This is a genomic window from Profundibacter amoris (genome assembly GCF_003544895.1).
GTDB lineage: Bacteria > Pseudomonadota > Alphaproteobacteria > Rhodobacterales > Rhodobacteraceae > Profundibacter > Profundibacter amoris.
In genome coordinates this window covers 3179210-3205790 of the sequence record NZ_CP032125.1, presented here as the reverse complement: position 1 = coordinate 3205790, position 26581 = coordinate 3179210, and the positions used below count along the sequence as shown (strand labels likewise).

24 protein-coding genes are annotated in these 26581 nt (G+C 60.0%); 13 read left to right on the top strand and 11 right to left on the bottom strand.

The genetic code is table 11. From position 1 onward, the window contains the following. Nucleotide 1 precedes the first annotated feature (1 nt). Complete coding sequence (locus BAR1_RS15995) at nucleotides 2-577, bottom strand: DUF1285 domain-containing protein (protein WP_118943953.1); 576 nt, start codon at nucleotides 575-577, stop codon at nucleotides 2-4. Nucleotides 578-648: 71 nt separating this feature from the next. Between BAR1_RS15995 and BAR1_RS15990 the strand changes: the two genes are divergently transcribed. The 4 genes from BAR1_RS15990 to BAR1_RS15975 are packed head-to-tail and all read left to right on the top strand — an operon-like array spanning nucleotide 649 to nucleotide 7370. Further along, the gene (locus BAR1_RS15990; protein WP_118943952.1) at nucleotides 649-1653 is read left to right on the top strand and encodes an AAA family ATPase; all 1005 of its coding nucleotides are present in this window, start codon (nucleotides 649-651) and stop codon (nucleotides 1651-1653) included. Next, on the top strand, nucleotides 1650-2525 hold the full coding sequence (locus tag BAR1_RS15985) for a DUF58 domain-containing protein (RefSeq protein ID WP_118943951.1): 876 nt from the start codon (nucleotides 1650-1652) through the stop codon (nucleotides 2523-2525). Before BAR1_RS15990 ends, BAR1_RS15985 begins: the two co-directional genes overlap by 4 nt. Further along, nucleotides 2525-5293: a DUF4159 domain-containing protein gene (locus BAR1_RS15980; protein WP_118943950.1), complete on the top strand. Its 2769-nt coding sequence runs from the start codon at nucleotides 2525-2527 to the stop codon at nucleotides 5291-5293. Before BAR1_RS15985 ends, BAR1_RS15980 begins: the two co-directional genes overlap by 1 nt. Nucleotide 5294: 1 nt before the next feature. Next, nucleotides 5295-7370 carry a hypothetical protein gene (locus BAR1_RS15975; RefSeq protein WP_118943949.1) on the top strand — a complete coding sequence of 692 codons (2076 nt, stop codon included), beginning with the start codon at nucleotides 5295-5297 and terminating at the stop codon, nucleotides 7368-7370. Nucleotides 7371-7372: 2 nt separating this feature from the next. Here BAR1_RS15975 and BAR1_RS15970 read toward each other — a convergent pair whose 3' ends face one another. From BAR1_RS15970 to BAR1_RS15960, 3 genes are all read right to left on the bottom strand, one after another. Next, complete coding sequence (locus tag BAR1_RS15970) at nucleotides 7373-7618, bottom strand: hypothetical protein (protein ID WP_118943948.1); 246 nt, start codon at nucleotides 7616-7618, stop codon at nucleotides 7373-7375. A gap of 84 nt (nucleotides 7619-7702) precedes the next feature. After that, complete coding sequence (locus BAR1_RS15965) at nucleotides 7703-8059, bottom strand: hypothetical protein (RefSeq protein ID WP_118943947.1); 357 nt, start codon at nucleotides 8057-8059, stop codon at nucleotides 7703-7705. 55 nt (nucleotides 8060-8114) lie between these two features. Further along, nucleotides 8115-8834, bottom strand: a complete 720-nt coding sequence (locus tag BAR1_RS15960; RefSeq protein ID WP_118944526.1) for a DUF599 domain-containing protein — start codon at nucleotides 8832-8834, stop codon at nucleotides 8115-8117. Nucleotides 8835-8926: 92 nt separating this feature from the next. Between BAR1_RS15960 and BAR1_RS15955 the strand changes: the two genes are divergently transcribed. The 5 genes from BAR1_RS15955 to BAR1_RS15935 all read left to right on the top strand — a co-directional run bounded on the left by BAR1_RS15955 (nucleotide 8927) and on the right by BAR1_RS15935 (nucleotide 14290). Beyond that, nucleotides 8927-10360, top strand: a complete 1434-nt coding sequence (locus BAR1_RS15955; protein ID WP_118943946.1) for an FAD-linked oxidase C-terminal domain-containing protein — start codon at nucleotides 8927-8929, stop codon at nucleotides 10358-10360. A gap of 61 nt (nucleotides 10361-10421) precedes the next feature. Continuing rightward, nucleotides 10422-11513, top strand: a complete 1092-nt coding sequence (locus BAR1_RS15950; RefSeq protein WP_118943945.1) for an FAD-binding protein — start codon at nucleotides 10422-10424, stop codon at nucleotides 11511-11513. Continuing rightward, the gene (gene glcF / locus BAR1_RS15945) at nucleotides 11514-12809 is read left to right on the top strand and encodes a glycolate oxidase subunit GlcF (RefSeq protein WP_118943944.1); all 1296 of its coding nucleotides are present in this window, start codon (nucleotides 11514-11516) and stop codon (nucleotides 12807-12809) included. It begins immediately after the preceding gene. A 46-nt stretch (nucleotides 12810-12855) separates the two neighbouring features. Beyond that, on the top strand, nucleotides 12856-13674 hold the full coding sequence (locus BAR1_RS15940) for a trypsin-like serine peptidase (protein ID WP_118943943.1): 819 nt from the start codon (nucleotides 12856-12858) through the stop codon (nucleotides 13672-13674). A 133-nt stretch (nucleotides 13675-13807) separates the two neighbouring features. Beyond that, nucleotides 13808-14290 (top strand): Hsp20 family protein, encoded by a 483-nt coding sequence (locus BAR1_RS15935; RefSeq protein ID WP_118943942.1) that lies wholly within the window; start codon nucleotides 13808-13810, stop codon nucleotides 14288-14290. A 134-nt stretch (nucleotides 14291-14424) separates the two neighbouring features. Here the strand turns inward: BAR1_RS15935 and BAR1_RS15930 are convergent, their stop codons facing one another. Both BAR1_RS15930 and BAR1_RS15925 read right to left on the bottom strand, forming a co-directional pair. Next, entirely contained in the window at nucleotides 14425-16407 is a 1983-nt protein-coding gene (locus BAR1_RS15930; protein WP_118943941.1) for a vWA domain-containing protein, read from the bottom strand. After that, entirely contained in the window at nucleotides 16404-16943 is a 540-nt protein-coding gene (locus tag BAR1_RS15925) for an RNA polymerase sigma factor (protein WP_118944525.1), read from the bottom strand. Before BAR1_RS15925 ends, BAR1_RS15930 begins: the two co-directional genes overlap by 4 nt. Nucleotides 16944-17081: 138 nt before the next feature. Here BAR1_RS15925 and BAR1_RS15920 point away from each other — a divergent pair, with 138 nt between their 5' ends. Continuing rightward, nucleotides 17082-19019: a DUF3857 domain-containing transglutaminase family protein gene (locus BAR1_RS15920; protein WP_162891817.1), complete on the top strand. Its 1938-nt coding sequence runs from the start codon at nucleotides 17082-17084 to the stop codon at nucleotides 19017-19019. 9 nt (nucleotides 19020-19028) lie between these two features. Here BAR1_RS15920 and BAR1_RS15915 read toward each other — a convergent pair whose 3' ends face one another. Next, complete coding sequence (locus BAR1_RS15915) at nucleotides 19029-20507, bottom strand: NAD-dependent succinate-semialdehyde dehydrogenase (protein WP_118943939.1); 1479 nt, start codon at nucleotides 20505-20507, stop codon at nucleotides 19029-19031. Between the two features lie 95 nt (nucleotides 20508-20602). Between BAR1_RS15915 and BAR1_RS15910 the strand changes: the two genes are divergently transcribed. After that, nucleotides 20603-21397: an alpha/beta hydrolase gene (locus BAR1_RS15910; protein ID WP_118944524.1), complete on the top strand. Its 795-nt coding sequence runs from the start codon at nucleotides 20603-20605 to the stop codon at nucleotides 21395-21397. Beyond that, nucleotides 21394-22035, top strand: a complete 642-nt coding sequence (locus BAR1_RS15905) for a CPBP family intramembrane glutamic endopeptidase (protein ID WP_118943938.1) — start codon at nucleotides 21394-21396, stop codon at nucleotides 22033-22035. The genes BAR1_RS15910 and BAR1_RS15905 overlap by 4 nt, the downstream gene beginning before the upstream one ends. Here BAR1_RS15905 and BAR1_RS15900 read toward each other — a convergent pair. The 3 genes from BAR1_RS15900 to BAR1_RS15890 form a co-directional block, all read right to left on the bottom strand. Further along, complete coding sequence (locus BAR1_RS15900) at nucleotides 22032-23024, bottom strand: P1 family peptidase (protein ID WP_118943937.1); 993 nt, start codon at nucleotides 23022-23024, stop codon at nucleotides 22032-22034. The two genes, BAR1_RS15905 and BAR1_RS15900, sit on opposite strands and share 4 nt — an antisense overlap. Before the next feature lie 70 nt (nucleotides 23025-23094). Continuing rightward, on the bottom strand, nucleotides 23095-23835 hold the full coding sequence (locus BAR1_RS15895) for an SDR family oxidoreductase (protein WP_118943936.1): 741 nt from the start codon (nucleotides 23833-23835) through the stop codon (nucleotides 23095-23097). Nucleotides 23836-23881: 46 nt separating this feature from the next. Continuing rightward, nucleotides 23882-24433, bottom strand: a complete 552-nt coding sequence (locus tag BAR1_RS15890) for a Crp/Fnr family transcriptional regulator (protein WP_118943935.1) — start codon at nucleotides 24431-24433, stop codon at nucleotides 23882-23884. 54 nt (nucleotides 24434-24487) lie between these two features. On the opposite strand from BAR1_RS15890, the gene BAR1_RS15885 reads away from it, so the two are divergent. Further along, entirely contained in the window at nucleotides 24488-25081 is a 594-nt protein-coding gene (locus tag BAR1_RS15885) for a hypothetical protein (RefSeq protein ID WP_118943934.1), read from the top strand. A 46-nt stretch (nucleotides 25082-25127) separates the two neighbouring features. Here BAR1_RS15885 and BAR1_RS15880 read toward each other — a convergent pair whose 3' ends face one another. Beyond that, nucleotides 25128-26579, bottom strand: a complete 1452-nt coding sequence (locus BAR1_RS15880; RefSeq protein ID WP_118943933.1) for an aldehyde dehydrogenase family protein — start codon at nucleotides 26577-26579, stop codon at nucleotides 25128-25130. Nucleotides 26580-26581 lie beyond the last annotated feature (2 nt).

Here is a 26581-nt window from a genome sequence, read left to right as displayed (position 1 = left end):
GTCAGGTCAGCTCGTCACTTGGGATGATGGGGAAGAATTCGCCGCCCGACCAGATGCCGAACCAGCCGTCATGATGCGCGCCGGTGTCCACCAGCCGGTAGAAGCTTTTGCGATCAATCAGCGCCTCCAGATTGGCGCGGACCAGCACATAGGGCGATGGCTCGCCGGTTTCGGTATCGCGTTCGACGCGGATCGGATGGTCGGGGCCGGCGGGGGCAAAATCTCCGACGTTGGTTTCAAAGGTCAGGGTCTGGTCCTTACCACTGCCCGTTACCTCGAAATCCACCGCCACAAAGGGCGCGTCATCCACGGTGATGCCGACCTTTTCCACCGGCGTGACAAGGAAATAATCATCCCCGTCCTTGCGCAGGATGGTGGAAAACAGCCGCACCAGCTCCGGCCTGCCAATCGGGGTGCCCAGATAGAACCATGTTCCGTCCCGCGCGATGCGCATATCCAGATCACCGCAGAAATCGGGATTCCACAGGTGCACCGGCGGCAACCCGCCTTTAGCGGCCTTTCGCGCCGCAGATGCGAGGCTTTCCGCCGATGGCTTCACAATCTTTTCATCATTCATCGCTTTTGCCGTTTGTAACCCGTGCAATTTGCCCGTTTAATACACACATAACCGCGTAAAGGGAGTGTGTCATGGACAAAGCCGAAAATCTGGTCGCCGATATCGAGGCATTGGGCGCGAAACTGGCCAAGGCCAAGGCGATGATCGCCAGCCGGTTCATCGGGCAGGAACGGGTCGTGGACCTGACGCTTAGTGCTTTGTTATGTGGCGGGCACGGGTTGCTGATCGGTGTGCCGGGTTTGGGGAAAACGCGGCTGGTTGAATCGCTGTCCACCGTGATGGGGCTGGATGGTTCGCGAATACAGTTCACGCCGGATTTGATGCCGGCCGATATTTTGGGGTCCGAGGTGCTGGATGAATCCGGTGGCAAGCGGGAATTCCGGTTTATCGAAGGGCCGATTTTCTGCCAGTTGCTGCTGGCCGATGAAATCAACCGTGCATCCCCGCGGACGCAATCGGCGTTGCTGCAGGCGATGCAGGAGAAACGGGTTTCGATTGCGGGCAAGGAACGCGAGTTGGGTGTGCCGTTTCACGTTCTGGCCACGCAGAACCCGATCGAACAGGAAGGCACCTATCCGCTGCCTGAGGCGCAGCTGGACCGCTTTCTGGTGCAGATTGATGTGGAATATCCCGACCGCGACACCGAAAAGGCGATCATTCTGGCAACAACGGGTATCGAGGATGGCGAGGTTCGCCAAGTCTTTACCGCGCAGGAATTGCTGGATGCGCAAACCCTGTTGCGGCGGATGCCGGTGGGCGAGGCGGTGGTGGACATGATCCTTGATCTGGTCCGCGCCTGTCGGCCTGATGACGAGCTATCAACACTGGAAGTGCGTGAAAACGTATCATGGGGACCGGGGCCACGGGCAGCACAGGCGTTGATGATGACGGTGCGCGCGGCGGCACTGCTGGACGGGCGGCTTGCCCCGACACCTGATGATGTAATCGACATGGCGCGGCCGGTGTTGATGCACCGGATGGCGCTGTCCTTTGCCGCCAAGGCACGCGGTGAAACGCTGGGTGATCTGATTGATTCCGTGGTGGCGCAGGTTGGCAAAAGCGAGGCTGCGGCGTGACAGGACCTGCCGCCCTAAGACGTAAATCGGCGGAACTGGCGGGCGCTTTGCCGCCGTTGCTGGCCGATGCCGAACGGCTGGCCGCGATGGTGTTGCTGGGCGAACACGGGCGGCGACACGCCGGACAGGGTGACGAATTCTGGCAATACCGCGTGGCGATGGACGGGGACGAGGCGCGCAATATCGACTGGCGGCGTTCGGCCCGTTCGGACGTGCATTTCATCCGGCAAAGGGAATGGCAGGCGGCGCAATCGGTGATGCTCTGGGTGGACGAGGCCGCGTCGATGCGGTTTACCTCGGCCAAGGATTTGAGCACCAAGGGCGAGCGGGCGCGGGTGCTGGCAATGGCCGTTTCCATCCTGCTGGTGCGGGGCGGTGAAAAGGTGGGCCTGACCAGCTGCGCCAACCCGCCGCGTTCCGGGCAGGGCCAACTGGTGCGCATGGCACAGGAATTGTCGGGGCTAGAGGCCGAGGCGGATTATGGCGCGCCCGAAACCCACGGTATGCGGCCCAACACCCGCGCGGTGTTCATCTCGGATTTTCTGGGTGATATTGCCGATGTGCAAAAGGCGCTGACGGGTGCGGCGGATCGCGGGGTCAAGGGTGCTTTGGTGCAGATACTGGACCCGCAGGAAGAGGCTTTTCCCTTTGACGGACGCACGATATTCGAAAGCATGGGCGGCACCCTGCGCCATGAAACCCTGAATGCAGGGGATTTGCGGGACCGCTATTTACAGCGGTTGGCCCAGCGCAAGGCGGCGCTGGCCGATCTGGCGCATCGAACCGGCTGGCAATACGCCTGCCATCACACCGATGACGCGCCGCGGGTGGCGCTGACATGGCTTTATCACGCATTGGAGCGGCGGCACTGATGTTCACAATAGGCCCGATAGGTTTCACTGCGCCCTGGCTGTTGCTGGGGCTGATCGCATTGCCGATCCTGTGGATTTTGCTGCGCGCTGTGCCGCCGGCACCAATCAAACGCCGGTTCCCCGGTGTGGCGTTGTTGCTGGGGCTGACGGATGACGAAACCCAGACCGACAAAACCCCGTGGTGGCTGATGCTGTTGCGGATGCTGGCGGTGGCTGCCGTGATCATCGGGTTTGCGGGGCCGGTGCTGAACCCGAAAACCGAAGTGGCGGGCAAGGGGCCTTTGTTGATCGTGGCTGATGGCACATGGGCCGATGCCCGCGACTGGACCGCGCGGCGCGACCGGATGGCGGGGCTGCTTGAAGAAGCCGCGCGCGCGGGGCGGGTGGTTTCGGTGGCGGTTCTGACGGATTTGCCGGCGGGCGAGGCGCAGTTTTTGTCGGCGGATGTCTGGCAATCCCGTTTGGGCGGGCTGGAGCCGAAACCCTGGGCGCCGGATGCGGCGGCGGTTGCTGAATGGGCGGACGGTTTGGGTGATGACGGTTTTGAAACCTTCTGGCTGTCGGACGGGTTGGCACGCGAAGGCCGCGAAGAGTTGCTGGCGACGCTTGAGGACAAGGGGGCGGTGACGGTGATGCAATCCCCCCGTCCGGTGCTGGGGTTGAAACCCGTGCAAATCAAGGATGGCGCATTGCAGATCACGGCGGTGCGCAGTGCGGCGGCGGATGCGGCTATGGTGACGGTCACGGCCATCGGGCTGGATCCCGCAGGCGTTGAGCGTGAATTGGCGCGGGTCGAGGCGACATTCGAGGCAGGCGCGGACACCGCCGAAGTGGCGCTGAGTCTGCCGCCCGAACTGCGCAACCGGATTTCGCGTTTCACCATTCAGGGGGTGCATTCGGCGGGCGCCGTGGCGCTGGCCGATGACGGTTTGCGCCGCCGCGAAGTGGCCCTGATTGCGCCGCATGACACGCAGGAGGGGCTGCAACTGCTGTCGCCTTTGCATTATCTGAAACAGGCGCTGGACCCCACGGCGGACCTGATCAAAGGCGGGCTGGAAGATGTGCTGCCCGCCAACCCCGATGTGATCATTCTGGCCGATGTGGCCAAGCTGACCGAAGACCAGAAGGCGGGCCTGATCGAATGGGTGGACAAGGGCGGGTTGCTGGTGCGCTTTGCCGGTATCCGCATGGCCGCAAGCGATCTTAGCCGCCGTGAAGAAGACGTGCTGATGCCGGTGCGCCTGCGCGCTGGCGGGCGCACCGTGGGCGGCGCGATGAGCTGGGGTGAACCCAAGGCCCTGCAACCCTTTCCCGAAAACTCGCCGTTCTACGGGCTGCAAATTCCCGATGATGTGACGGTCACATCGCAGGTGCTGGCGCAACCTGATCCCAACCTTGCCGGACGGGTAATCGCCGCGCTGGCCGATGGCACGCCGCTGGTTACCCGCAAAGAAATGGGACTGGGGCAGGTGGTGCTGTTCCATGTTACCGCCAACGCGGAATGGTCCAGCCTGCCGCTGTCGGGTCTGTTTGTACAGATGCTGGAGCGGTTGGCGATTTCGACCCGACAGATTGCGCCAAGTGCCGAGGATCTGGAGGGCACCACCTGGGTGCCGGTGCGGGTGCTGGATGCCTTTGGGCAGTTGACCGATGCGGATGCAATGGCGGGGGCCAAGGGCGAAGATCTGGCCGCTGGTGTGGTCAGCGCAACCATGCCGCCGGGCCTGTATGAAAGTGACGAACAACGCGTGGCGGTGAATGCCGTTGGCGCACAAACCGTGCTGGAAACGGCCACATGGCCCGCGCGGATTGTGGTCGAGGGGCTGAATGTGGCGCGTGAAACCCTGTTGAAGGGTGCGTTTCTGGCGGTGGCCCTCGGGCTGCTGATGCTGGATATTCTGGCCTCGCTCTGGTTGTCCGGCCGCCTGTTCGGACCGCGCAGCGGTGTGGCGGCAGTGCTGGCGCTGGGTTTGCTGGCCTTTGGCGACCACGCACAGGCGCAGCAGGTGGATGATGAATTCGCCATCAATGCCACCGCCGAGGTGGTTCTGGCCCATGTCCTGACCGGTGATACGCAGGTGGACGACATCGCGCAGGCGGGGCTTTTGGGCCTGTCGGATGTGTTGTTCCAGCGCACCTCGATCGAGCCGGCAAATCCGATCGGGGTGAATATCGAAACCGACGAGTTGTCGTTCTTTCCGCTGCTTTACTGGCCGGTCACTGCCAACCAGAAGATCCCCTCGAAAGAGGCATACGCCAAGCTGAACCGTTATCTGCGCAGCGGCGGGATGATCCTGTTCGACACCCGCGATGGCGATATTGCCGGTTATGGTGGTCAGACGCCCGAGGGGCGCAAATTGCAGCAACTGGCGCTGGGGCTGGATATTCCGCCGCTGGAACCGGTGCCACAGGACCATGTTCTGACCCGCAGCTTTTACCTGCTTCAGGATTTTCCGGGCCGTTTTACGGGGCGCGATGTCTGGGTCGAGGCCGCGCCGCCGGATGCCGAAAAAGTGGAAGGGATGCCGTTTCGCAACCTGAATGACGGGGTGACGCCGGTGGTGATCGGGGGCAACGACTGGGCGGCGGCCTGGGCGGTGGACAATGCGGGGAACTACCTGTTCCGCGTCGGGCGCGGCTATACCGGCGAACGCCAGCGCGAGATCGCCTACCGGTTCGGTGTGAACCTGATGATGTATGTGCTGACGGGCAACTATAAATCGGATCAGGTGCATGTACCCGCCCTGCTGGAACGGTTGGGGCAGTGACATGAGCAACTCCATCCTGTTTTCCCCGATTATCCCGTTACCAATACTGGCCGTTTTGGCAGCGCTGGCGGTGTTGTTCATCGGCTTTGCTATCTGGCGCAAACTGGCAGGCTGGCCGCTGCGCGGGCTGGCGGCGCTGGTGCTGGTCGGGGCGCTGGCCAATCCGGCCCTACAGCAAGAGGACCGCGAACCGCTGACCGATATCGTGCTGCTGGTGGTGGATGAAAGCGCCAGCCAGAAGGTGTCGGACCGGCAGGATCAGACGGCGGCCGCTTTGGCCGCGCTGACGGCCCGCATCACTGCCCGCCCCAACACCGAATTGCGCACCACCACGGTGCCCGATGCCGAGGGTGACGGCGGCACCCTGTTGATGGGCGCAGTGGCCGAGGCCTTGGCCGACATCCCGCAATCGCGCCTTGCCGGTGTGTTGTTGCTGACCGACGGGCAGGTGCATGATGTGGACCTTGCCCCCAATATTCCAGCGCCGGTGCACACCCTGCTGACAGGGCATAAAACCGATTGGGACCGGCGGCTAATTGTAAAAAACGCCCCCGGTTTTGCCATTCTGGGCGAAGAGGTTTTGCTGACCCTGCGGGTGGATGACCAAGGCGCGGTTCCGGACGGGCTGGGCAAGCTGGCCGAGTTGGAAATCTCGGTCGATGGCGGGCCGGTGCAGGCGTATAACGTGCCGATCGGGCAGGATCTGGAATTGCCGGTGACGTTGCCCCATGGCGGTATGAATGTGATCCAGTTTACTGTGCCGGAAAGCGAAGGCGAGTTGACCAACCGCAACAATATCGCCGTGGTGCAGATCAACGGGGTGCGCGACCGGCTGCGGGTGCTGCTGGTGTCCGGCGAGCCGCATCCGGGCGAGCGCACCTGGCGCAATTTGCTGAAATCGGACAGCTCGGTCGATCTGGTGCATTTCACCATTCTGCGCCCGCCGGGCAAACAGGACGGGGTGCCGGTGACGGAACTGTCGCTGATCGCCTTTCCGGTGCGCGAACTGTTTCTGGACAAGATCAACGATTTCGATCTGATCATTTTTGACCGCTACAAACGGCGCGGGTTGCTGCCCGGGATTTATATGGACAGCGTGCGGGATTTTGTTGAACAGGGCGGGGCGCTGATGGTGGCGGCGGGGCCTGATTTTGCATCGGCGGATTCGATTTACCACACGTCACTGGCCGATATTCTACCCGCCGCGCCAACCGCGCGGGTGCTGGAAGAGGGGTTCAAACCACTACTGTCCGACATCGGTCAGCGCCATCCGGTGACCGAAGGGCTTGAGGATTTTGCCCCCCCTGTGGCCGAGGGCGAAGATGGCCCCGGCTGGGGCCGCTGGTTCCGCCAGATCGAACTGGAAACACTGTTGGGCAATACGGTGATGACCGGTGTCGGGGATCGTCCGCTGCTGGTACTGGATCGCGTGGGCGAGGGGCGCGTGGCGTTGCTGGCGTCTGATCAGGCATGGCTGTGGGATCGCGGGTTCGAGGGCGGCGGGCCGCAACTGGAACTGCTACGGCGGCTGGCGCACTGGATGATGAAGGAACCCGAGCTGGAAGAAGAGGCGCTGTGGGCCGAGGCACGCGGGCAGGTGATGACCATCATCCGCCGCACGCTGGGCGAAGAGGTGCCGGATGTCGAGGTAACCCTGCCGGATGGCAGCACGCAGACGGTGACGTTGAAACAGGTATCGCCGGGACGCTATCAGGCAACGTTCGACGGGCCGACAATCGGGCTGTACCGGCTTAGCGACGGGGAAAAGGACGCGGTGATTGCCCTTGGCCCATCGGCCCCGCGCGAATTCGAGGAAACCATCGCCACAGGGGACAAGCTGTTGCCGGTGGTCGAGCAGATGCGTGGCGGCACATTCACGTTGGAGGACGGCGTGCCGGCCTTGCGTAATGTGCGCAGCGGGCGCCCTGCGGCAGGGCGTGGCTGGCTGGGGATCACCCCGCGCGAGGCTTATCTGACAGCGGATGTGACACTGATCCCGCTACTGCCTGCATGGCTGACGCTGCTATTGGCGGCGCTGTTTACCGTTGGCGCATGGCTGCGCGAGGGGCGCAGGTAAATTCAGTCGGCTTTTTTACCGAATGCGTATCCCATTGCTCCTGCAATCAGCGTCGCAGCCTCGCCGGACAATGCATCATTCAACGCAAGTATTCCAACGATAGGGAGCGAAATAGAAAGCACAGTGTAGCGGATAAACTGCCAACCAATGCCTTTGGTATCTTCTGATTGGTTGCCTTTTCTATTCTGGTATCCGAACCAGAAAACTGCAGGAACTGAAAGTGCTAATATTAATGAAACCCATATCATTTACTCAACCTATTTGTTTAAGGTAGTAGTGTATTTCTTTGTTTAACCTGTCAATAATTCTGTCTTTGTGTGGAATTGTTTACTCTACCTGCCTAAATCCACCTCGAACAGCTGATCACCCCAGCCATCGACCAGACAATGGGCGCGGATGAACACCTTTTCGGTGCCTTTTGGAATGGCGACGCCGCCCAATGATCGGGTAAACGGTTGTTCATTCACATGCGGGTGGGCCAACAGGCGGTATCCCAGACGGTTGCCGTCAGCATCCAGCACTTCCCAGCCGTCGGCATAATGGTCCCAGCCGCTGTCGGGGTGTTTCAGGGTGACGGCGAAATTGTAGCCGCCGCCCGAGGGCTGGACCTTTACAGCCTCGATGGTCGGGAATTCGGCCCATGCGGGCAGGGGGGCGAGTATCAGCAGGGCAAGGGCAAGTTTTTTCATTTTGGTCTCCGGTCGTGTTGGCGGCAGGATGACGGTTTCACGGTGGAATGTCCCGTCACGATGGTGTGAGGTTTTCCGGTCCGTCGCTTTGCAACAAAACACTGCGGGAATGCGAGGCGAATTCGCGCCGCCACAGGATCAGCACGGTCAGGGCGGTGGCCACCAGCAGCGGGATGGCGCCCAGCAACCACGCCAGCGCCCCGAGGGCGAAATAGACCGACCGCAGGCCGCGATTGAAGCTGCGCGCGGCGGTGATGTTGATTTCTGCCGCCTGTTTGGCGCGGGGGATGCAGGCCGGATCGGTTGCGTCATTGGGCACCGAGGCCAGCATCACGGCGCAATAGCCGAACAGCCGGTGCGACCAGACGAATTTCAGAAACCCGTTGGCAAGGAACAGGATCACAATCAGGATTTTCATCTCCCACACCACGGCGGGGGCGTTTTCCAGGGACAGATCCTGCGCGATGCCCAGCAACTGTTCCTTGTTGCCGATCAGGGCCAGCCCGCCGCCAATGCCGATCATACTGGTCGAGGCAAAGAAATTGGTGCTTTGGCGCAGGTTGGCAAGGATATTGGCATCGAAAATGCGCGGCTCGCGGGTGACGAACTGGGTCATCCATTCGCGCCGGTATCCGGCCATGATGACGGAAACCGAGGGATGCGTTGCGTCGGCGCGCTCGATAATCCAGCCAATTCCGACCCACGCCAGCCCCAGCAGGGTGACTGCGATCAGATCAAGCGTGCTGAAAAACTGTAAACGATCAAGAAGTTCCATGCGCGGGATCATAGCGGGTCGGGAATTGACTTGCCATACGGATAAATTGGTTATATTTCTTTACCAATTGCCAATCTCAGGAGTCCTGACCAATGGAAATGCCCGAACCCGACGCGGAAATACTGGCGAAGAAAACGCAGATCGTGGCCCGGTTGCAAGCGGTATTGCCGGACGGGGCGGTGATTTCCGATGTGGCCGAGGTGAAGGCCTATGAATGCGATGCGCTAAGTGCCTATCGTTGCCCGCCGCTGTGCGCGGTTTTGCCTGCGGATACGGAGCAGGTTTCGGCGGTGCTGAAGATTTGTCACGAAATGGGCGTGCCGGTGGTGCCGCGCGGGTCGGGCACGTCACTGGCGGGCGGGGCTTTGCCCACGGCGGACAGCGTTATTCTGGGCGTGGCGCGGATGAATGATGTGCTGGAGGTGGATTACGACAACCGGTTCATACAGGTGCAATCGGGGCGCACCAATCTGTCGGTGACCGGCGCGGTCGAGGAGGATGGTTTCTTTTATGCGCCCGACCCCAGCAGCCAGTTGGCCTGTGCGATTGCCGGCAATATCGCGATGAATTCCGGCGGGGCGCATTGCCTGAAATACGGGGTGACCACGAACAACCTGTTGGGGGTCACGCTGGTGCTGATGGATGGCGAGGTGGTGGAAATCGGCGGGGCGCATCTGGATGCTTCGGGTCTGGATTTGCTGGGGTTGATTTGTGGCTCTGAAGGGCAATTGGGCGTGGTGACCGAAGCGACGCTGAAAATACTGCCCAAGCCGGAAGGCGCGCGGCCGGTGCTGATCGGGTTTGACAGCAACGAGGTGGCGGGGGCCTGTGTGTCGGACATCATCAAGGCCGGTGTGTTGCCTGTGGCGATCGAATTCATGGACCGCCCCTGCATCGAGGCGACCGAGGCTTTTGCCCACCCCGGCTATCCCGATTGCGAGGCGTTGCTGATTGTCGAGGTGGAAGGATCAGACGCCGAGATTGATTTCCAACTGGGCCGGATCATGGAGATTGCCGCGCGTCACAATCCGGTGGAGCTGCGCCAGAGCCAGTCCGAGGAAGAGAGCGCGAAAATCTGGCTGGGGCGCAAATCGGCCTTTGGCGCGATGGGGCAGATCAATGATTACATGTGTCTGGATGGCACGATTCCGGTGTCCGAATTGCCTTATGTGCTGCGCCGGATTGGCGAGTTGTCCAAGGAATACGGGCTGGGCGTGGGCAATGTGTTTCACGCGGGCGATGGCAATATGCATCCGTTGATCCTGTATGACGCCAACAAGCCGGGCGATCTGGAACTGGCGGAACGGTTTGGCGCCGATGTGCTACGGCTGTGTGTCGAGGTGGGCGGCTGTCTGACCGGCGAACATGGCGTGGGGATCGAGAAGCGTGATCTGATGGTGGATCAGTTTACGTCGGCGGACATCGAGGCGCAGTTGCGTGTGAAAGATGTGTTTGATCCGAAGTGGTTGTTAAATCCGGCCAAGGTGTTTCCATTGCAGGCGACCAAGGCAAGGCGGGCGGGGTAAGGGGGCGCTGCCCCCCCTTGGCCTATGGCCAATTCACCCCCGGGATATTTGAGGAACGATAATGATAAAGCCGGTGGACGAAAAAGAACTGGGTGCGGTGATTGCGGGGGCCGAGGGGCCGTTGCGGATTGTCGGTGGCGGCACACGCGGGGTGAACTGTGCGGGCGGGGTTTTGTCAACGGTGGGGATGGCGGGGATTACGCTGTATGATCCCGGTGCGCTGACCTTGGTGGCGAAGGCGGGCACACCTTTGGCGGAGATCGAGGCGGCGCTGGCATCAGAGGGGCAGCGCCTGCCGTTCGAGCCGATGGACCATCGCGGGTTGCTGGGTTTGGGCGGGGTGCCGACGATTGGCGGGGTTGTGGCGGCGAATGTATCGGGGCCGCGGCGGGTGCAGGCGGGGGCCTGTCGGGACAGCCTGATCGGAGTGCGGTTTGTGGACGGGCGCGGCGAGGTTTTGAAAAGCGGCGGGCGGGTGATGAAGAATGTCACCGGCTATGATCTGGTCAAGCTGCTGGCGGGGTCTTGCGGGACGTTGGGCGTGTTGACGGAAGTGTCGTTCAAGGTGCTGCCGGATGTGGAAACCAGCGCCTGTGTGGTGTTGCGTGGCTTGGATGACAGGCAGGCCGTGGCGGTAATGGCGCGGGCGCTTGGCTCGCCTTACGAGGTGTCTGGCGCGGCGCATGATGGTGGGCGCACAATGTTGCGCATCGAGGGGTTTGCGGAGTCGGTGGCCTATCGGGCCGGTCGGTTGCGTGATTTGCTGGGCGGCTTTGGCGAGGTCGAGGTTCTGGATGATCCGGCGCAAGTTGCTGCGATCTGGCAGGAGGTGCGCGATGTGGCGCCGTTCCACAGCCGTGATGGCGACGTGTGGCGGATATCGGTCAAGCCCTCGGATGCGCCTGATATGGTGGCCGGATTGGGTGCCGAGGCTGTGGTCTATGACTGGGGCGGCGGGCTGGTTTGGGCTTTGATAGCCAAGGGCACGGATCTGCGCGCGCGGATGGGCGATGTGCGCGGCCATGCAACGCTTGTGCGCGGCGACGGTTTTACGAGGTTCCATCCCGAGCCTGCGGGATTGGCAAGGATCAGCGCAGGGATCAAGGCGCAGTTTGATCCGCACGGGATTTTGAATGCAGGGGTGATGGGATAAATGCAAACGAACTTTACCCCCGAACAAATGCGCGACCCGAATATCCAGCGCGCAAATGAAATTCTGCGCGCCTGTGTGCATTGCGGGTTTTGCACGGCGACCTGCCCGACCTATCAGGTGCTGGGCGATGAGCTGGACAGCCCGCGCGGGCGGATTTATCTGATCAAGGATATGCTGGAGGAAGGGCGGCCAGCGGATAAAAAGACGGTCGAGCATGTGGACAAATGCCTGTCCTGTCTGGCCTGTATGACGACTTGTCCGTCCGGTGTGCATTATATGCATCTGGTGGATTACGCCCGCAGCTATATCGAGAAGACCTACAAACGCCCCCTGATGGATCGCGCTTTGCGCTGGGTTCTGGCGGCGGTCATTCCTTATCCCAAAAGGTTCCGGCTGGCGCTGTTGGGGGCGAAAATCGGGCGGCCGTTTCGCGCGCTGGTGCCGGATGCGCGGTTGCGTGCCATGCTGGAGATGGCGCCCAAACGCATCCCGTCGGTCAGCCGCAATGATGACCCGCAGGTGTTTGCGGCCAAAGGGGAACGCCGCAAACGGGTGGCGCTGCTGACCGGTTGTGCGCAAAAGGCGCTGAATACGGATATCAACGATGCCACCATCCGGCTGTTGCGGCGGCTGGGATGCGAGGTGGTGATTGCACAGGGCATGGGCTGTTGCGGGGCCTTGACGCACCACATGGGCAAGGACAAGCAGGCGCATGGATCGGCGGCGGCAAATATCGCGGCGTGGATGCGGGAAGTCAGGGGCGAGGGGCTGGATGCGGTGGTGATCAACACCTCGGGCTGTGGCACCACGGTCAAGGATTACGGACATATGTTCCGCAATGATCCACTGGCCGAAGACGCGGCGGTGATTGCAGGGCTGGCGATGGATGTCAGCGAATTGCTGGCGACGCTGGAATTTCCCGAAAGTGCGGCCAAGGATATGCGCGTAGCCTATCACGCGGCCTGCTCGCTGCAACATGGGCAACAGGTGAAAACCCACCCGAAAACCTTGCTGAAACGCGCGGGGTTCGAGGTGGTGGAGCCGGCGGACAGCCATCTATGCTGCGGCTCGGCCGGGACCTATAATCTGATGCAGCCTGAGATTTCCAAGGAGTTGCAGGTCCGCAAGGTGCGCACGCTCGAGGCCAAGGCGCCGGATGTGATCGCTGCTGGTAATATCGGCTGTATGATCCAGATTGGCGGGGGCACCGAAGTGCCGGTGGTGCATACGGTCGAATTGCTGGACTGGGCGCTGGGCGGGCCGAAACCGCGTGCAATTTCGGGAAATCAGCCTTAATCTCGCCGTAACGGGCCGTTAGGATGCGGCAAGTAACGGAGGAAGTATGCGGTTTTTCTTGAGCGTTCTGGTCTTTCTGGCCGGTTTTGCCTCGGTAGGATATTCCGAGGAACATAGCGGGCTGCGTGCCATGATAACCGGTGACGACAGTCGCGGCTGGGAGGCCGTGGGGCGCTTGAACATCGCCGGAAACAGCATGTGCACAGGTGCCTTGATCGCGCCGGATCTGGTGCTGACCGCAGCGCATTGCATGTTTGACAAGGATAGCCGCAAACAGGTGGACGCCACCAAGATCGAGTTTCTGGCCGGATGGCGCGGCGGGCGGGCCACGGCCTATGCCCGTGTGAAACGGGCGGTGGTGCATCCGGATTATACCTATGCGGTGAATTCCAGTGATATCCGTGTGCGCAACGATATTGCCGTCTTGCAATTGACCCGGCCTATCCAGAAAACCTCGATCACGCCGTTTGCCACTGGTCCAAGGCCGCGCAAAGGGGCGACTGTCGGGGTGGTTTCCTATGCCCGCGGGCGGTCTGATTCCCCGTCGATTGAAGAAAGCTGTCGCGTGCTGGCGCGGCAATCGGGGAATTTGATTATGTCGTGCGATGTGGATTTCGGGGCCAGCGGGGCGCCGGTCTTCAATATGGAAAACGGCAACCCGCAAATTGTATCGGTGGTCTCGGCAATGGCCGAGGTGCAGGGGCGAAAGGTTGCCCTTGGCATGTCGCTGGCCGAACCGCTGGAAGTGGTTCTGGCAAAGCTGAAAGAAACCGAAGGGCCGTTTCAAAAGGTGGAACCGGCATCACAGCGAATAATTTTGCGAGGGCCGCTGGATCATACGGGTGCGAAATTTGTCCGCCCTTAGGGCCTTGAAACCTAAAAATCGCTTACATATCTAAATATCAGCCGGATGCCGTTTAGCGGGTCCGGTCAGCAAAATAGCCTGTCCAATACCGGAAGGCACCACATTTTATCGCTTGAAGAAGGATGAAAAAACCATGAGAAATCTTGACCTTACACCGCTTTACCGTGCCACTGTCGGTTTTGACCAGATCGCCGACCTGATGGACCGCGTGTTCACCAATGACGCCGGCAAGCAAAGCTACCCCCCTTACAACATCGAAAAAACAGGTGAAGACGCCTGGCGGATCACCATTGCCGTTGCGGGTTTTTCCGATGATGACCTGTCGGTCGAAGTGCGTGAGGGGGCATTGATCGTCACTGCCCGCAAAGCCGAGGAAGACGATGATCGCGTCTATCTGCATCGCGGCATTGCCACCCGCGCGTTTGAACGCCGCTTCCATCTGGCCGAACATGTCCGCGTTGTGGGGGCTGCCCACACTGACGGGATGCTGCACATCGATCTGGTACGCGAAGTGCCAGAGGCATTGAAACCACGCCAGATCAAAATTGCGTCCGATCTGCCGGTCGATGCCAAGGCGGTGGAAAACAAACCGAAGAAAGCCAAGAAGACGCACTAACGTCTTTTCAGGTTTTGGTATGAAACAGGGCGCAAAGCGGGTTGCTTTGCGCCCTTTGCCGTGTTGCTGCCCCGCACATGATGCGGGGCCTTTTTGCTTTGAAGAAAAGGTTCCGGCGCGTGGGCCGGAACGGGTTACCCGCCGCTCAGGCTTTTGGCCAGCCGAATCAGCTTCACAGCTTCGGAGCGATAACCATAGGCATCCTGCCCCCTGTTCGCGTTCGCCAGCGTGATCAGATCGTTATACCCCCAACCTTGCAGATATTTGCCGTCTTTCAGCAACTGCCCGAAACCGGCAATCGCAACCGAGAAACGCACATCATCGGTGGCCTGCCCCATACCCGGGGTGATGGGCGTGGTCAGCAGTTTGCTGATATCCTCGCCCGGTTCCTTGTAGCGCAGTTTCAGGAAGCCCAATTCACCACTGTCATCCGTTTCTGCCGCCGGCTGATAGCGCAGCGCGTCATGCAGGATGGCGTCCGAGCCAACCGGCGTGATTTCGTAAATTGCGGTGACGGTGTGGCCTGCACCAATCTCGCCAGCGTCCACCTTGTCGTTGTTGAAATCCTCGCGGTTCAGGGCGCGGGTTTCATAGCCGATCAGGCGGTATTCGGCAATTTGCGCAGGGTTGAACTCGACCTGAATTTTCACATCATTGGCAATCGGGAACAATTCACCGCTTAGCTGGTCCACCAGCACCTTTTGTGCCTCGGACAGGGTATCGATATAGGCCGCCGTGCCGTTGCCGTTTTGTGCCAGCGCCTGCATGGTGGCGTCATCCAGATTGCCGCGCCCGAAACCCAGTACCGACAGGTAAGTGCCGCTTTCGCGTTTCTTGGCGATGAAATCTTTCAGCGCCTCGGGGTTGCTGATGCCGACGTTGAAATCGCCATCCGTGGCCAGAATGATCCGGCTGACCTCGCCGTCTTTGGCCATGCCTTCGGCCACCGCATAGGCCTGTTGTAACCCTTGCTGACCGGCGGTTGCGCCACCAGCGCGCAGATTTTCCAGCGCGGCCATGATTTTTGCCTTGTCCGAAACCTGTGTCGGTTCCAGCACCTGACCGGCGCTGCCGGCATAGGTGACGATCGATACTTCGTCATCGGGGTGCAGTTGGGACAGCATAAGGCGGAAACTCTGGATCAGCAGGGGCAGTTTGTTGGGCTGGTTCATCGACCCCGAGGTATCAATCAGGAACACAAGGTTCAGCGGGGGGCGATCCTTAAGCGCAGGCAATTCGCCCTGTATGCCGATATGCACCAGCTTTGTTCCGCTGTTCCACGGGGTTTGCAGCACGGTGACGGTGGGTTTGAACGGGGCTTCGCCGGCTTCGGGGGCGGGGTAGTTGTAGGGGAAATAGTTGACCATTTCCTCGATCCGCACGGCGTCGGGGGCGGGCAGTTGTCCGTTCATCAGGCTGGAGCGCACGATGGCATAGGACGCGGTATCAACATCGATCGAGAAGGTGGAAACAGAATCTTCGGTGGTGATTTTCACGGGGTTCGCATCGGCGTTGGCGAAGGTTTCGGTGTTGGGTGTGGGGGCAATGGCCGGATCATTATACCCAATGGCCCCGCCTGTAATGCCGCCAACAGCCGAAGGTGCCATTTTGCGCACCATCGGAGTTTCGGAAGCAGCAAGTCCCTGATCCAGAACAGGCGCTTCGGGTGCGCCCTCGGCCTCGCTACGGACACGGCGGGAGGGCGCCGGTTCTGCAATAACGGGCGCAACCGGTTCGGCTGCCTGTGCAGCTTTCTGCGGTGCGGCGGGGGCCGCTGGTGTTTCGTTGATAACCGGTTCCGGTTTGGGCAAATCGAATGTTGTACCCCCCTGCTGGGTGTAGAAAAGCACACCAATGCCGACGGCAACAATCGAGGTGGTGGCGGCCAATGCGCCGCGGGTGGTTAGGGAATGAAACATTTTGAATACTCCTGAGCTAAGCCCCAAGCGGTGTGTGGGGCGATCAGAAGTAGGACGCGCGGCATTGGTCGATCCTTGGCGGGCGCCGTGAAAATCGTCAAAGTTTTTCATCGCCAGCGCCAGATCATCCTCTTTTCTGGACGGCCCGGGCGTGGCCGCTTTCATGGCATCTTGCAGGTGCTTCAGGTCGTCTGTCATGCCTTTTGCTCCTTTTCATGCAGGGCGCGCAGGTGCTTTTTCACCTCGGCCATGCGCCAGCTTATTGTGCCCTCGGACACACCTAAAACAACGCCTGCCTCGCGGTGTGTCATTTCTTCTTCCAGTGTCAGCGCCAGCGTGTCGCGCAGTTCTTGTGGCAGGGCGGACATGGATTGGGTCAACCAGTCGATCCCGTCCTGCGTTTCCTTGTTGGCGGCGACGCGGTTGACCTCCCAATCGCCCCAGCCATCGGCGGCGCGGGCATGGCTGGCAAAGCGGCGGCGCCGGTCGTGCGCGGCATTCACCGCCACACGATAGAGCCAAGTTGAAAACCGCGCCTGTCCGCGAAAACCGTTCAGTTTGGCGGGCAGGGCGGCGCAGATGTCCTGTGTCAGATCCTCGGCATCGGCGCGGGTGCCGGTCAGGCGGAAACACAGGCCGAACAGGCGGTCGTAATTGCGCCGCAGCAAAAGCGAGAATGCCTCGCGATCACCGTCAGCGGCCGACTGGGCCAGTGTTTCGTCTGTGGTCTCCATACGCATTACATTCTGTTAGACGGGGCGGTGTCGTCAATCCTTGGAAAATAGTTCAAAAAAATTGCCGGTGGCAGGATATTGCAGATGATAACCTTGCATAGTAGCCTGCCGGAAGGTTGCAAGGGGAACGGGAAGAAAATGCGTTTGTTTGTTATATTTGTCTGGGTTTTGCTGTCGGCGACGGCGGCAAGGGCGGACCTGTTTGAAAAAATTGATACTCCGGACTGGATTGAGCAAACCCCCGTCCCCGAAATGAATCCGGATCATATCGCCTATGTCACGGGCGGGATTTACTACCTGCTGGTTGACAAACAGATCCGTTGGGTGGGTGAACGCCGCCAAATCTATGTGCATATTGTCAAGAAAATCCTGAACCGCAAAGGGCTGGAAAATGCGGGCAGTTTAAGCTTCGAGATTGACCCGTCATTTGAAGTGATGAATCTGGTATCCCTTAGTCGCAGCCGTGACGGGGTAAAGGAAGAATTGAAGGATCAGGTGACTTTTCGTGTATTTCAACGCGAAACCGATCTGGAGCGCGGGATCATTGATGGCGGGCAGACCATCTATACCGATCTGACGGATGTGCGGGTCGGGGATGTGATTGAAACCGAGGTTATCTGGGATGAACAACCCCGATACAAAGGGTCAACATTCAGCGATGGGTACTGGCTGGAATATTCCGTGCCGGTCGGGTTGACACAGGTATTGCTGCATTGGCCAAATGACAGGCCGGTTTTCTTTCAGCCCATGCTTGATCAAGTGGAATATAACAAGGAAGAAGGGGATGAAACGACCGCCTATCGCTGGCGTCGTGGTGATATTATCCCGCCCCCGTTGGAAGATGCTGTGCCGGCAGGATACAGGGACAGGGCTTATATATCCTATTCGGCATATAATAACTGGGACGAGGTGGCGGCAGCTTTTCGCGATGATTACAACCAGCCGCAAAAGCTGAGTGATGAATGGTTGGCCAAAATTGACCAGATCCGCAAGAATTATACAGACCCGTCCGAACAGGTGGTCGCTGCTCTGCGTTTGGTGCAGAACGAAATTCGCTATGTTGGAATCGAGATTGGCAAAGGCGGCTATGTCGCGCGCGATCCGCAGACGGTTATCCGGCAGGGGTTCGGGGATTGCAAAGACAAATCCCTGCTGTTGAAAACCACGCTGGCAGAACTGGGCGTACATTCGGTTGTCGCACTTGCCAATCTGAAACTGGGCCACCAGATCGTAAATCGTCTACCCAGCGGCAATGCTTTTGACCATATGATTGTCGGGGCGCAACTGGATGGCCAAACCGTCTGGATGGATCCGACAGCTTCTTATGAAGGGGGCAGGACCCCGGATCAGCTTGTGATACCCGACTATGGTTATGTGTTGCCTTTGGGGCAAAAAGACAAGGCTAGTATCGTACAGATTTCCCCAAATGCAAAAACCGCAGATCGTGTTGAAATCCTCGAGATGTTTATCTTTTCCGATCTGGGTGTATTACTGGGTGTTAACACTGAATACACCGGCGAAGCCGCAACAAATCAGCGTGCCTATTGGCAGAACGAGGCCCCTTCGGTTATTCGGCAGCGGTATTTTGATTATTACGCACAGAATTACCCCGGGCTTCGAAAAAGTCAGGAAACAAGGGTTATCGACGACCCCGACAACAATGTATTTCGTGTGGTGGAATCCTATTTCCTTCCGCAAGCAGACTTCGAGCAAAAGGAATTGCAAGAGGATTTTCCCTTCAGAGAAGAGGATTACCTGTCGTCATTGGAAAATCTGCGTGCGCATCAGCGGCGGAATCCAATGGCCATCCCTTACCAATTCCAGCGCACGCACCGGGTGGTTGTCAAAAGAGCACCGATCGAATTTCGGGCACCGGATATGGTTGTGATAGACAACCCTGCGTTTTCCTTCAAATTCGAAGGCACCAGTTCGGATGGCGGGGGGATGGAGCTGAAGTGGACCCTGCACACCAAAACACGTCAGGTGCCACCAGACGTGGCACCCGATGTTATTCGCGATATCAGGCGGATGCATGACAACAACGGCTATTCCTGGAATTTAACCCAAGAGGAGTAGCACCAGCCCCTAGACCGACATGCAGAGGTATTTCATTTCAAGGTAATCTTCCATTCCGTGACGACTGCCTTCGCGGCCCAGACCCGATTGCTTGACCCCGCCAAAGGGGGCGACTTCGGTGGAAATGATGCCAGTGTTGATGCCGACCATGCCGTATTCCAGCGCCTCGGCTACCTTGTAAACGCGCGACAGATCTTTGGCGTAGAAATAGGAGGCCAGACCGAAAATGGTGTCATTGGCCATCTCGATTACCTCGTCCTCGGTTTCGAATTTGAACAGGGCGGCCAGCGGGCCGAAGGTTTCATCCTGCGCCACCTGCATATCCTGCGTAACGCCGGTTACAACGGTTGGCTGATAGAATGTGCCGCCCAGATTGTGCCCCTTGCCGCCCATCAGGATTTCCGCGCCTTTGGCGGTGGCGTCGTCCAGATGTTCCTGCACCTTTTCAACCGCATCCTGATTGATCAGCGGGCCGGTGGTGATGCCGTCTTTCAACCCGTCACCCACGTTCAGTCCTTTGACGGCCACGGCCAGTTTCTTGGCGAATTCGTCATAGACTCCGGCCTGCACATAGATCCGGTTGGCGCAGACGCAGGTCTGGCCGTTGTTGCGGAATTTGCAGATCATCGCGCCTTCGACTGCGGCGTCCAGATCCGCGTCGTCGAACACGATAAACGGCGCGTTGCCACCCAGTTCCATCGAGCATTTCATCACCTGATCGGCGGCCTGCCGCAACAGGATGCGGCCCACTTCGGTCGAGCCGGTAAAGGTCAATTTGCGCACAATCGGGTTTTCGCAGAATTCCTTGCCCACATCCGACGAATGGGTCGAGGGCACCACATTGAACACCCCCGCAGGGATGCCCGCGCGATCGGCCAGCACCGCCAGCGCCAGCGCCGACAGCGGTGTTTCGGCGGCGGGGCGGGCGACAAAGGCGCAGCCGGCGGCGATGGCCGGACCCGCCTTGCGGGTGATCATCGCGTTGGGGAAATTCCACGGGGTGATCGAGCCGACAACGCCGATCGGCTGCTTGATCACGGTGATGCGTTTGTCCGGTGCATGGCCCGGAATGGTTTCGCCGTAAACGCGCTTGGCCTCTTCGGCGAACCATTCGATGAAGGACGCGCCATAGACGATCTCGCCGCGTGCCTCGGCAAAGGGTTTGCCCATTTCGGCGGTCAGGATGGTGGCCAGATCGTCGGCGTTTTCCATCATCAGGTCATACCACGCCCGCAGGGTGTTGGCGCGTTCCTTGGCGGTCACGGCTGCCCATTTTTTCTGGGCCACCTGTGCCGCCGCAATGGCGCGGTTCACATCCGCGCGGGTCAGGTCGGCCACCTGACAGACCACATCCCCGCGCGCAGGGTTGGTCACGTCAAAGCGGTTGCCGTCGCTGGCATTGGTCCATTCGCCATTCACATAGCCTTTGGTGGCCAGCAACGTGGGATCCTTTAGCAGGTCTTTCAGATTAGTCGCGGATTCAAGCATGGTGTTCTCCTGCAAAAAAAAATGTCTCTTTGACAATGGCAGATCATGTGCGTTTGATGTTGTCCAGAAAAATGATCAAATTATCGGGGCCGGATATGGATTTCGACGATGCCTACAGCAACAGCGCCTATATTGACGGGGCCGATGAATATCCTGACCGCTGGGATGATGCCGCGCATGATTTCCGCTCGCTTGAAAACGCCTTCGGGCGGGCGCGGTTGAACCTGCGCTATGGCGAGGGTTCGCGCGAGGTGTTCGATCTGTTCTATCCGGCATCAGGCAAGCCCGAGGGGTTGGCGGTATTCGTGCATGGCGGCTACTGGATGGCGTTTGACAACAAATCGTGGTCGCATCTGGCCGCCGGTGCTGTGGCGCGGGGCTGGGCGGTGGCGATACCGTCTTATACACTGGCCCCCGAGGCACGGATTTCCGGGATCACCGGCCAGATCGCCCGCGCGATTGAAGCGGCGGCGAAGTGCATTCAGGGGCCAATTGTGCTGACCGGCCATTCGGCGGGCGGGCATCTGGTGGCGCGGATGCGCTGTGCAGATGTGGCGTTGGCTGTGGCCGACAGGGTGCAGCGGATCATGCCGATCTCGCCGCTCTCCGATCTGCGCCCGTTGCTGCAAACAAAGATGAACGAGACGCTGCGCATGGACATGGCCGAAGCCAAGGCCGAAAGCCCCCTGCTGTGCAAGGGCCTGCGCGACATCCCCACCCACGTCTGGGTCGGCGCAAACGAGCGCCCCGCCTTTCTGGATCAGGCCCGCTGGCTGGCGGATGGCTGGCCCGATACACAACTGACCATCGCCCCCGACCGCCACCATTTCGATGTGATCGGCGATCTGGCCGAACCGGATAGCGAGATGGTCAAGGCCCTGCTGGTATGAGCCGTTTCTCCGCCCCGCAAAAGACCCTGCTGGTGGCAACGCCGCTGATCGTGCTGCTGCTGATCTACATGTTTCCGGCGCTGACCCACAGCCTTGGCAGGTCGCGCGGGGTGGCAATAGCGCTGGCGATCTACTGGGGTGCGGTGTGTTTCGGCTTTGGCCTGACCATAATCGGCCCGCGCAATCTGAAACGCCTTTACACCCGCCCGAAAACCGCAAACACGCTGAACCTTGCCCTTGCCATCCTGCCCGTGGTGCTGGTGTTTTTTGCGGCCTTCCTGCCCATCACCGCCACCCTGACCCCGCGCATCCTGCTGCTGGCAACACTGTTCGCCATCATCAACGGCAGTGCCGAAGAACTGTTCTGGCGCGGCGCATTCATTCGCCATTTCCCGCAGGACGCCCGCTATGCCGTCGCCTATCCGCTGGTGCTGTTCACCACATGGCACATCGCCTTGGCGTTGATCAAAGGCGCACAGTATCAGGGCGGCGCGCTGACCCTGATCGGTGGCGCGGCCATCATGGGGCTGCTCTGGGGTATCCTCGCGTGGCGCACCAAGTCAATCTACCTGTCCACCCTCTCGCATATTGGCGTGAACATGATGGCCTTTCCGGCGGTGATGTTGGTGAATGGTTAGCGGCCGAATTTCTCCTGCCACGTTGGCCATCTGTCCCCGTCCTCGGGCGTGGCCTCGTATACCCCTCGGGCAATGGCGCGGCTTAGGCACACAGCGGCAGCATGGCCCAGCCGGATCGGATCGAACACCGGATCGGGCAGCGGTTTAACCCCCGTGGACACGCCGAACACCAGATCCCCGTCATAGGGCGTGTGGCTGGGCACGATCGCCCGCGCCATGCCGTCATGCGCGGCGGTGGCCATGCGTGTGGTCTGCGCCTGCGTCAGCACCGCATCGGTGGCAACAATCGCAATCGTGGTATTCTCGCGCAACTGGGTCTCGGGGTGCGGCTCATAGCCCGCGTCATAGCCTTGCGCGATCCCGCCCCCACCGAATTCACCGCCCATCTCGAAGGGCGCGGCCCAGAATTGCGGCCCGTCCCCAACCGTCACCGCCCCTTGCGCATTCACAGCCACCAAAGCACCCACTGTCACACCACACTCCAGCACAACCGAGGCCGACCCCAGCCCGCCTTTCAACCCTGTCACCGTGGCCCCCGCGCCTGCGCCATGGGTGCCCAAAGAAAACTCGACCGCTGCCGTTTCCAGCGCGGTGCGGCCCAACCCTTTGTAAGGATTTTCGTCCCAATCCTTGTCACCACCGTTCAGCAAATCAAACAGGATCGCCGCCGGCACGATCGGCACATGCTGTCCGCCAATTTCAAACCCGCGCCCCTGCGCGCGCAAAGCATCCGCCACACCCGAAGCGGCATCCAGACCGAAGGCCGACCCACCAGACAGAACCAGCGCATCCACCTCCTGCACCACCTTGTCCGGCGCCAGCAAATCGGTTTCCCGCGTGCCCGGCGCGCCCCCCATCACATGCACAGCCGCAACGAAAGGCGCATCGCCCACCAACACGGTCGATCCCGATTTTACCCTCGCATCCGCCGCATTGCCCACCCGCAATCCGGCCACATCGGTAATCAGATTAAGCGGTCCCGGTTTCATGGCCTTGTCCTTCTTCTTGCTGAAAATACCTCACGGGGGTGCGGGGGTGTGAAACCCCCGCTCCTGCCCTCTAAATACACCGCCCGCCGTCAACTTCCATCGCCACACCGGTGATCATGCTGGCCTCGTCCGAGCACAGGAACGCCGCCGCATTGCCCATATCCTCGGGTGTGGAAAAGCGCCCGATCGGGATGGTCGACAAAAATTTGGCGCGGATCTCCGGCGTGTCCTCGCCCATGAATGTTTTCAACAAGGGCGTGTCACCCGCCACCGGATTGATCGCGTTTACCCGTATGCCAAAGGGGGCCAGTTCCACCGCCATTGTGCGTGTCGCGGTGATCATCCAGCCTTTGGAGGCATTATACCAGTTCAGGTTCGGGCGCGGCGAAACGCCAGCGGTCGAGGCCACATTCAGGATCACCCCTGCTTTGGCCGCCTTCATAAGCGGCACCAATTCGCGCGCGGTCAGGTAGACCGATTTGGCGTTCACGGCCAACACGCGGTCGAAATCCTCTTCCGAAATGGTTTCCAGCGGGCCGGGCATATGGGTGATACCGGCGTTGTTTACCAGAATGTCGGTCTGCCCGAACGCCTCTCGCGCCGCTTTGATCATTGCCGCCACACTATCGCCGTTCGAGACATCCACCTTCTGCGCAATACCGCCCACTTCGGCGGCCACAGCCTCGGCCCCCTCAATGTTTATATCGGCCACCATCACCCGTGCGCCTTCGGCGGCAAATTTGCGCGCAATCCCTGCACCGAAGCCTGAACCGGCCCCCGTTACAATTGCTGTTTTTCCTTCCAGTCGCATCGGATAACCCCCGGGTTTTATGTCTGTTACGGGCAATCTGCCCGCTTTACCGACGCCGCGCAAGCTCTCTGTACAGCGCCTCGGGGGACACCCCGATTTCTTTGGCAACCTGATGCCATTTCCCCTTGTTTATCAAGGTATTGTCATTCCAGATCAGCCACGCATCCAGCCGCTCGGATACCCGCTTCAGGGACAATATTTCGGCCCGCATCCGCGCCTCGCGAACTTCGCGTCCCAAATGTGCGGCAAAGGCGGTCGCGGCCTGTTGATTATTGGCAATCAATGCCTGCACATCGGCGCGCGAAAAGACCGCCAATACTGATGGCCTGACCACAACTGCGCCACAATGATAGGCCTTGGACGTGATCGACGCTTCGGCCAAAAGCCCCCCTGCCTGCGCCCGTTGCAGGATAAATTCCGCCCCGTCCGTCTGTCGCCGCAACAAATGGACTTCGCCACTTTCAACCCTGTAAACCGAGGTCACAGGATCATCGCGATCAAACAGCATCGTTCCTGCCGCAAGGGTGCGGCGGGTATGGCGAAGTTGTTGTAGGTGGTCAAAAAAGCTCTGCGCCATGATCACTATCATGTCACGCATTGGTTTTATCAGGCAAGCTTATTCGGGACATCAATCAGGAACAGGAATGCATGAATGAAACATTTTGCAATTATAGGCCTTGTGGCCCTTTTGCCAAATCTGGCTGCCGCTCAGGAGACCCATACAGGGATGAACCACGAAGCGATGATGAACGGCACCGGTATGGTCCAGGGTGAGACCATGGCGACCGGTCTGCAGATGAACCCGGCGACCGAAGCGGGCCAGTCCGCCTTTGCCGCGGTAGAAGAAATCGTTCTGGCGCTCGATGCCGATCCGGATACCGATTGGTCCAAAGTCAACATCCCGGCCCTGCGTGAACATCTGGTCGATATGGAACTGGTGTTCACCGATGCCGAAGTCCAGACAACCGAGGTTGAAAACGGTTTTCAGTTTGCAGTGACGGGGGCGGGCAAAACCATCGGGTCCATTCAGCGGATGGCGATTGCCCATGCCGGTGTCATGAACGGCACAGGCGACTGGACCTTCAGCCCTGAAAAGACAGAAACCGGCGTGGTTCTGACTGTTACAAGCACCGCAGATGACATGGATAAACTACGCGCGCTCGGATTTTTCGGGATTATGGCAATGGGCATGCACCACCAGAATCATCACTGGATGATGGCCACAGGGGTTAATCCGCACGGATAGTTTAAACGGCCTATCACGGGTAGCCGAAATCTTATAAAGATTTCGGCTACCCGTGATAGGCCGCCACCGTTTTCAACACCGAAAATCCATACAGCGCCTCGAAGCCTTTTTCGCGTCCGTGACCGGATTTTCCGACCCCGCCAAAGGGCAGTTCAACCCCGCCACCGGCACCGTAATTGTTGATGAACACCTGACCGGCCTTCAGCGCCTTGGCCATGCGCATCTGGCGCGCGCCATCGCGGCTCCAGACACTTGCCACCAGCCCGAAATCAGTGCCGTTGGCAATGGCAACCGCTTCGGCTTCGTCCTCGAACGGGATCACCACCTGAACCGGGCCGAAGATTTCATTCTGGGCCAGTGGATGATCCGGCGGCACATTGGCGAACAGGGTCGGCACCACGTAATGCCCGCCCTCGGGCGTGCCCTCGATAATGCTGCCCTGGGCGGCCAGTCGCAGGTCCTTGCCTTGCGCCAGAAACCCTGTGACGATTTCCTTTTGCCGCGCCGAAATCAGCGGGCCGACATTGGCGTCCGCCATTGCCGGCCCCACCATCATGCCGCTGTAACTGTCCGCCATACGCGCCAGCAGCTTATCGTAAACCCCGCGCTGGATCAGCACGCGCGAGGCGGCTGAACAGGTTTGCCCCGCGTTCTGGATGCAGGCCCCGACAAGGAATGGCAGGGCCGCGTCCAGATCGGCGTCATCAAACACCACCTGCGGCGATTTCCCCCCCAGTTCCAGCGTCACCGGAATCACATTCTGCGCCGCTGCCGCCTGCACCAGTTTCCCGACCCCGACCGAGCCGGTAAAGGATATATGCTGGATGCCGGTATGGCCGGACAGGGCCGCACCGGCCTCTTCTCCCAGACCCGGCACCACGTTCAGGGCACCGGCGGGCAGGCCTGCTTCTTGGGCAATCGCGGCGAAACCCAGCGCGGTCAAGCAGGCCTCTTCCGCCGGTTTCAGCACACAAGCGTTGCCCATCGCCAGCGCCGCCCCGACGGAACGTCCAATGATCTGCATCGGGTAGTTCCATGGCACGATATGCCCCGTCACCCCGTGCGGTTCGCGCAGGGTGTAAACGGTATAGCCGTCCATATAGGGGATGGTTTCGCCATGCACCTTGTCCGCCGCCCCGCCGTAATATTCCAGATAGCGGGCCATCGCGATGGCGTCGTTGCGGGCCTGGGTCAAGGGTTTGCCAACGTCATGGGCCTCGATGATGCCCAGTTCATCGACCTTTTTCAAAACCAGTTGCCCCATCCGTGTCAGGATACGGCCCCGCTCCAGCGCCGTGGTGCGGCCCCATTCGCCATCCATGGCCGCCTGTGCCGCTGTAACCGCCGCGTCTATATCGGCGGCTTTGCCGCGGGCAATCGGGGCCAGCGGGGTGCCGTCCGAGGGGTTTTCCAGTTGCAAAACCTCTCCGCCCGCAGGCGAAACCCATTCGCCGCCGATGAACAGTTTGTCGGTGGGATACCAGATGTTTTTCAGCATGA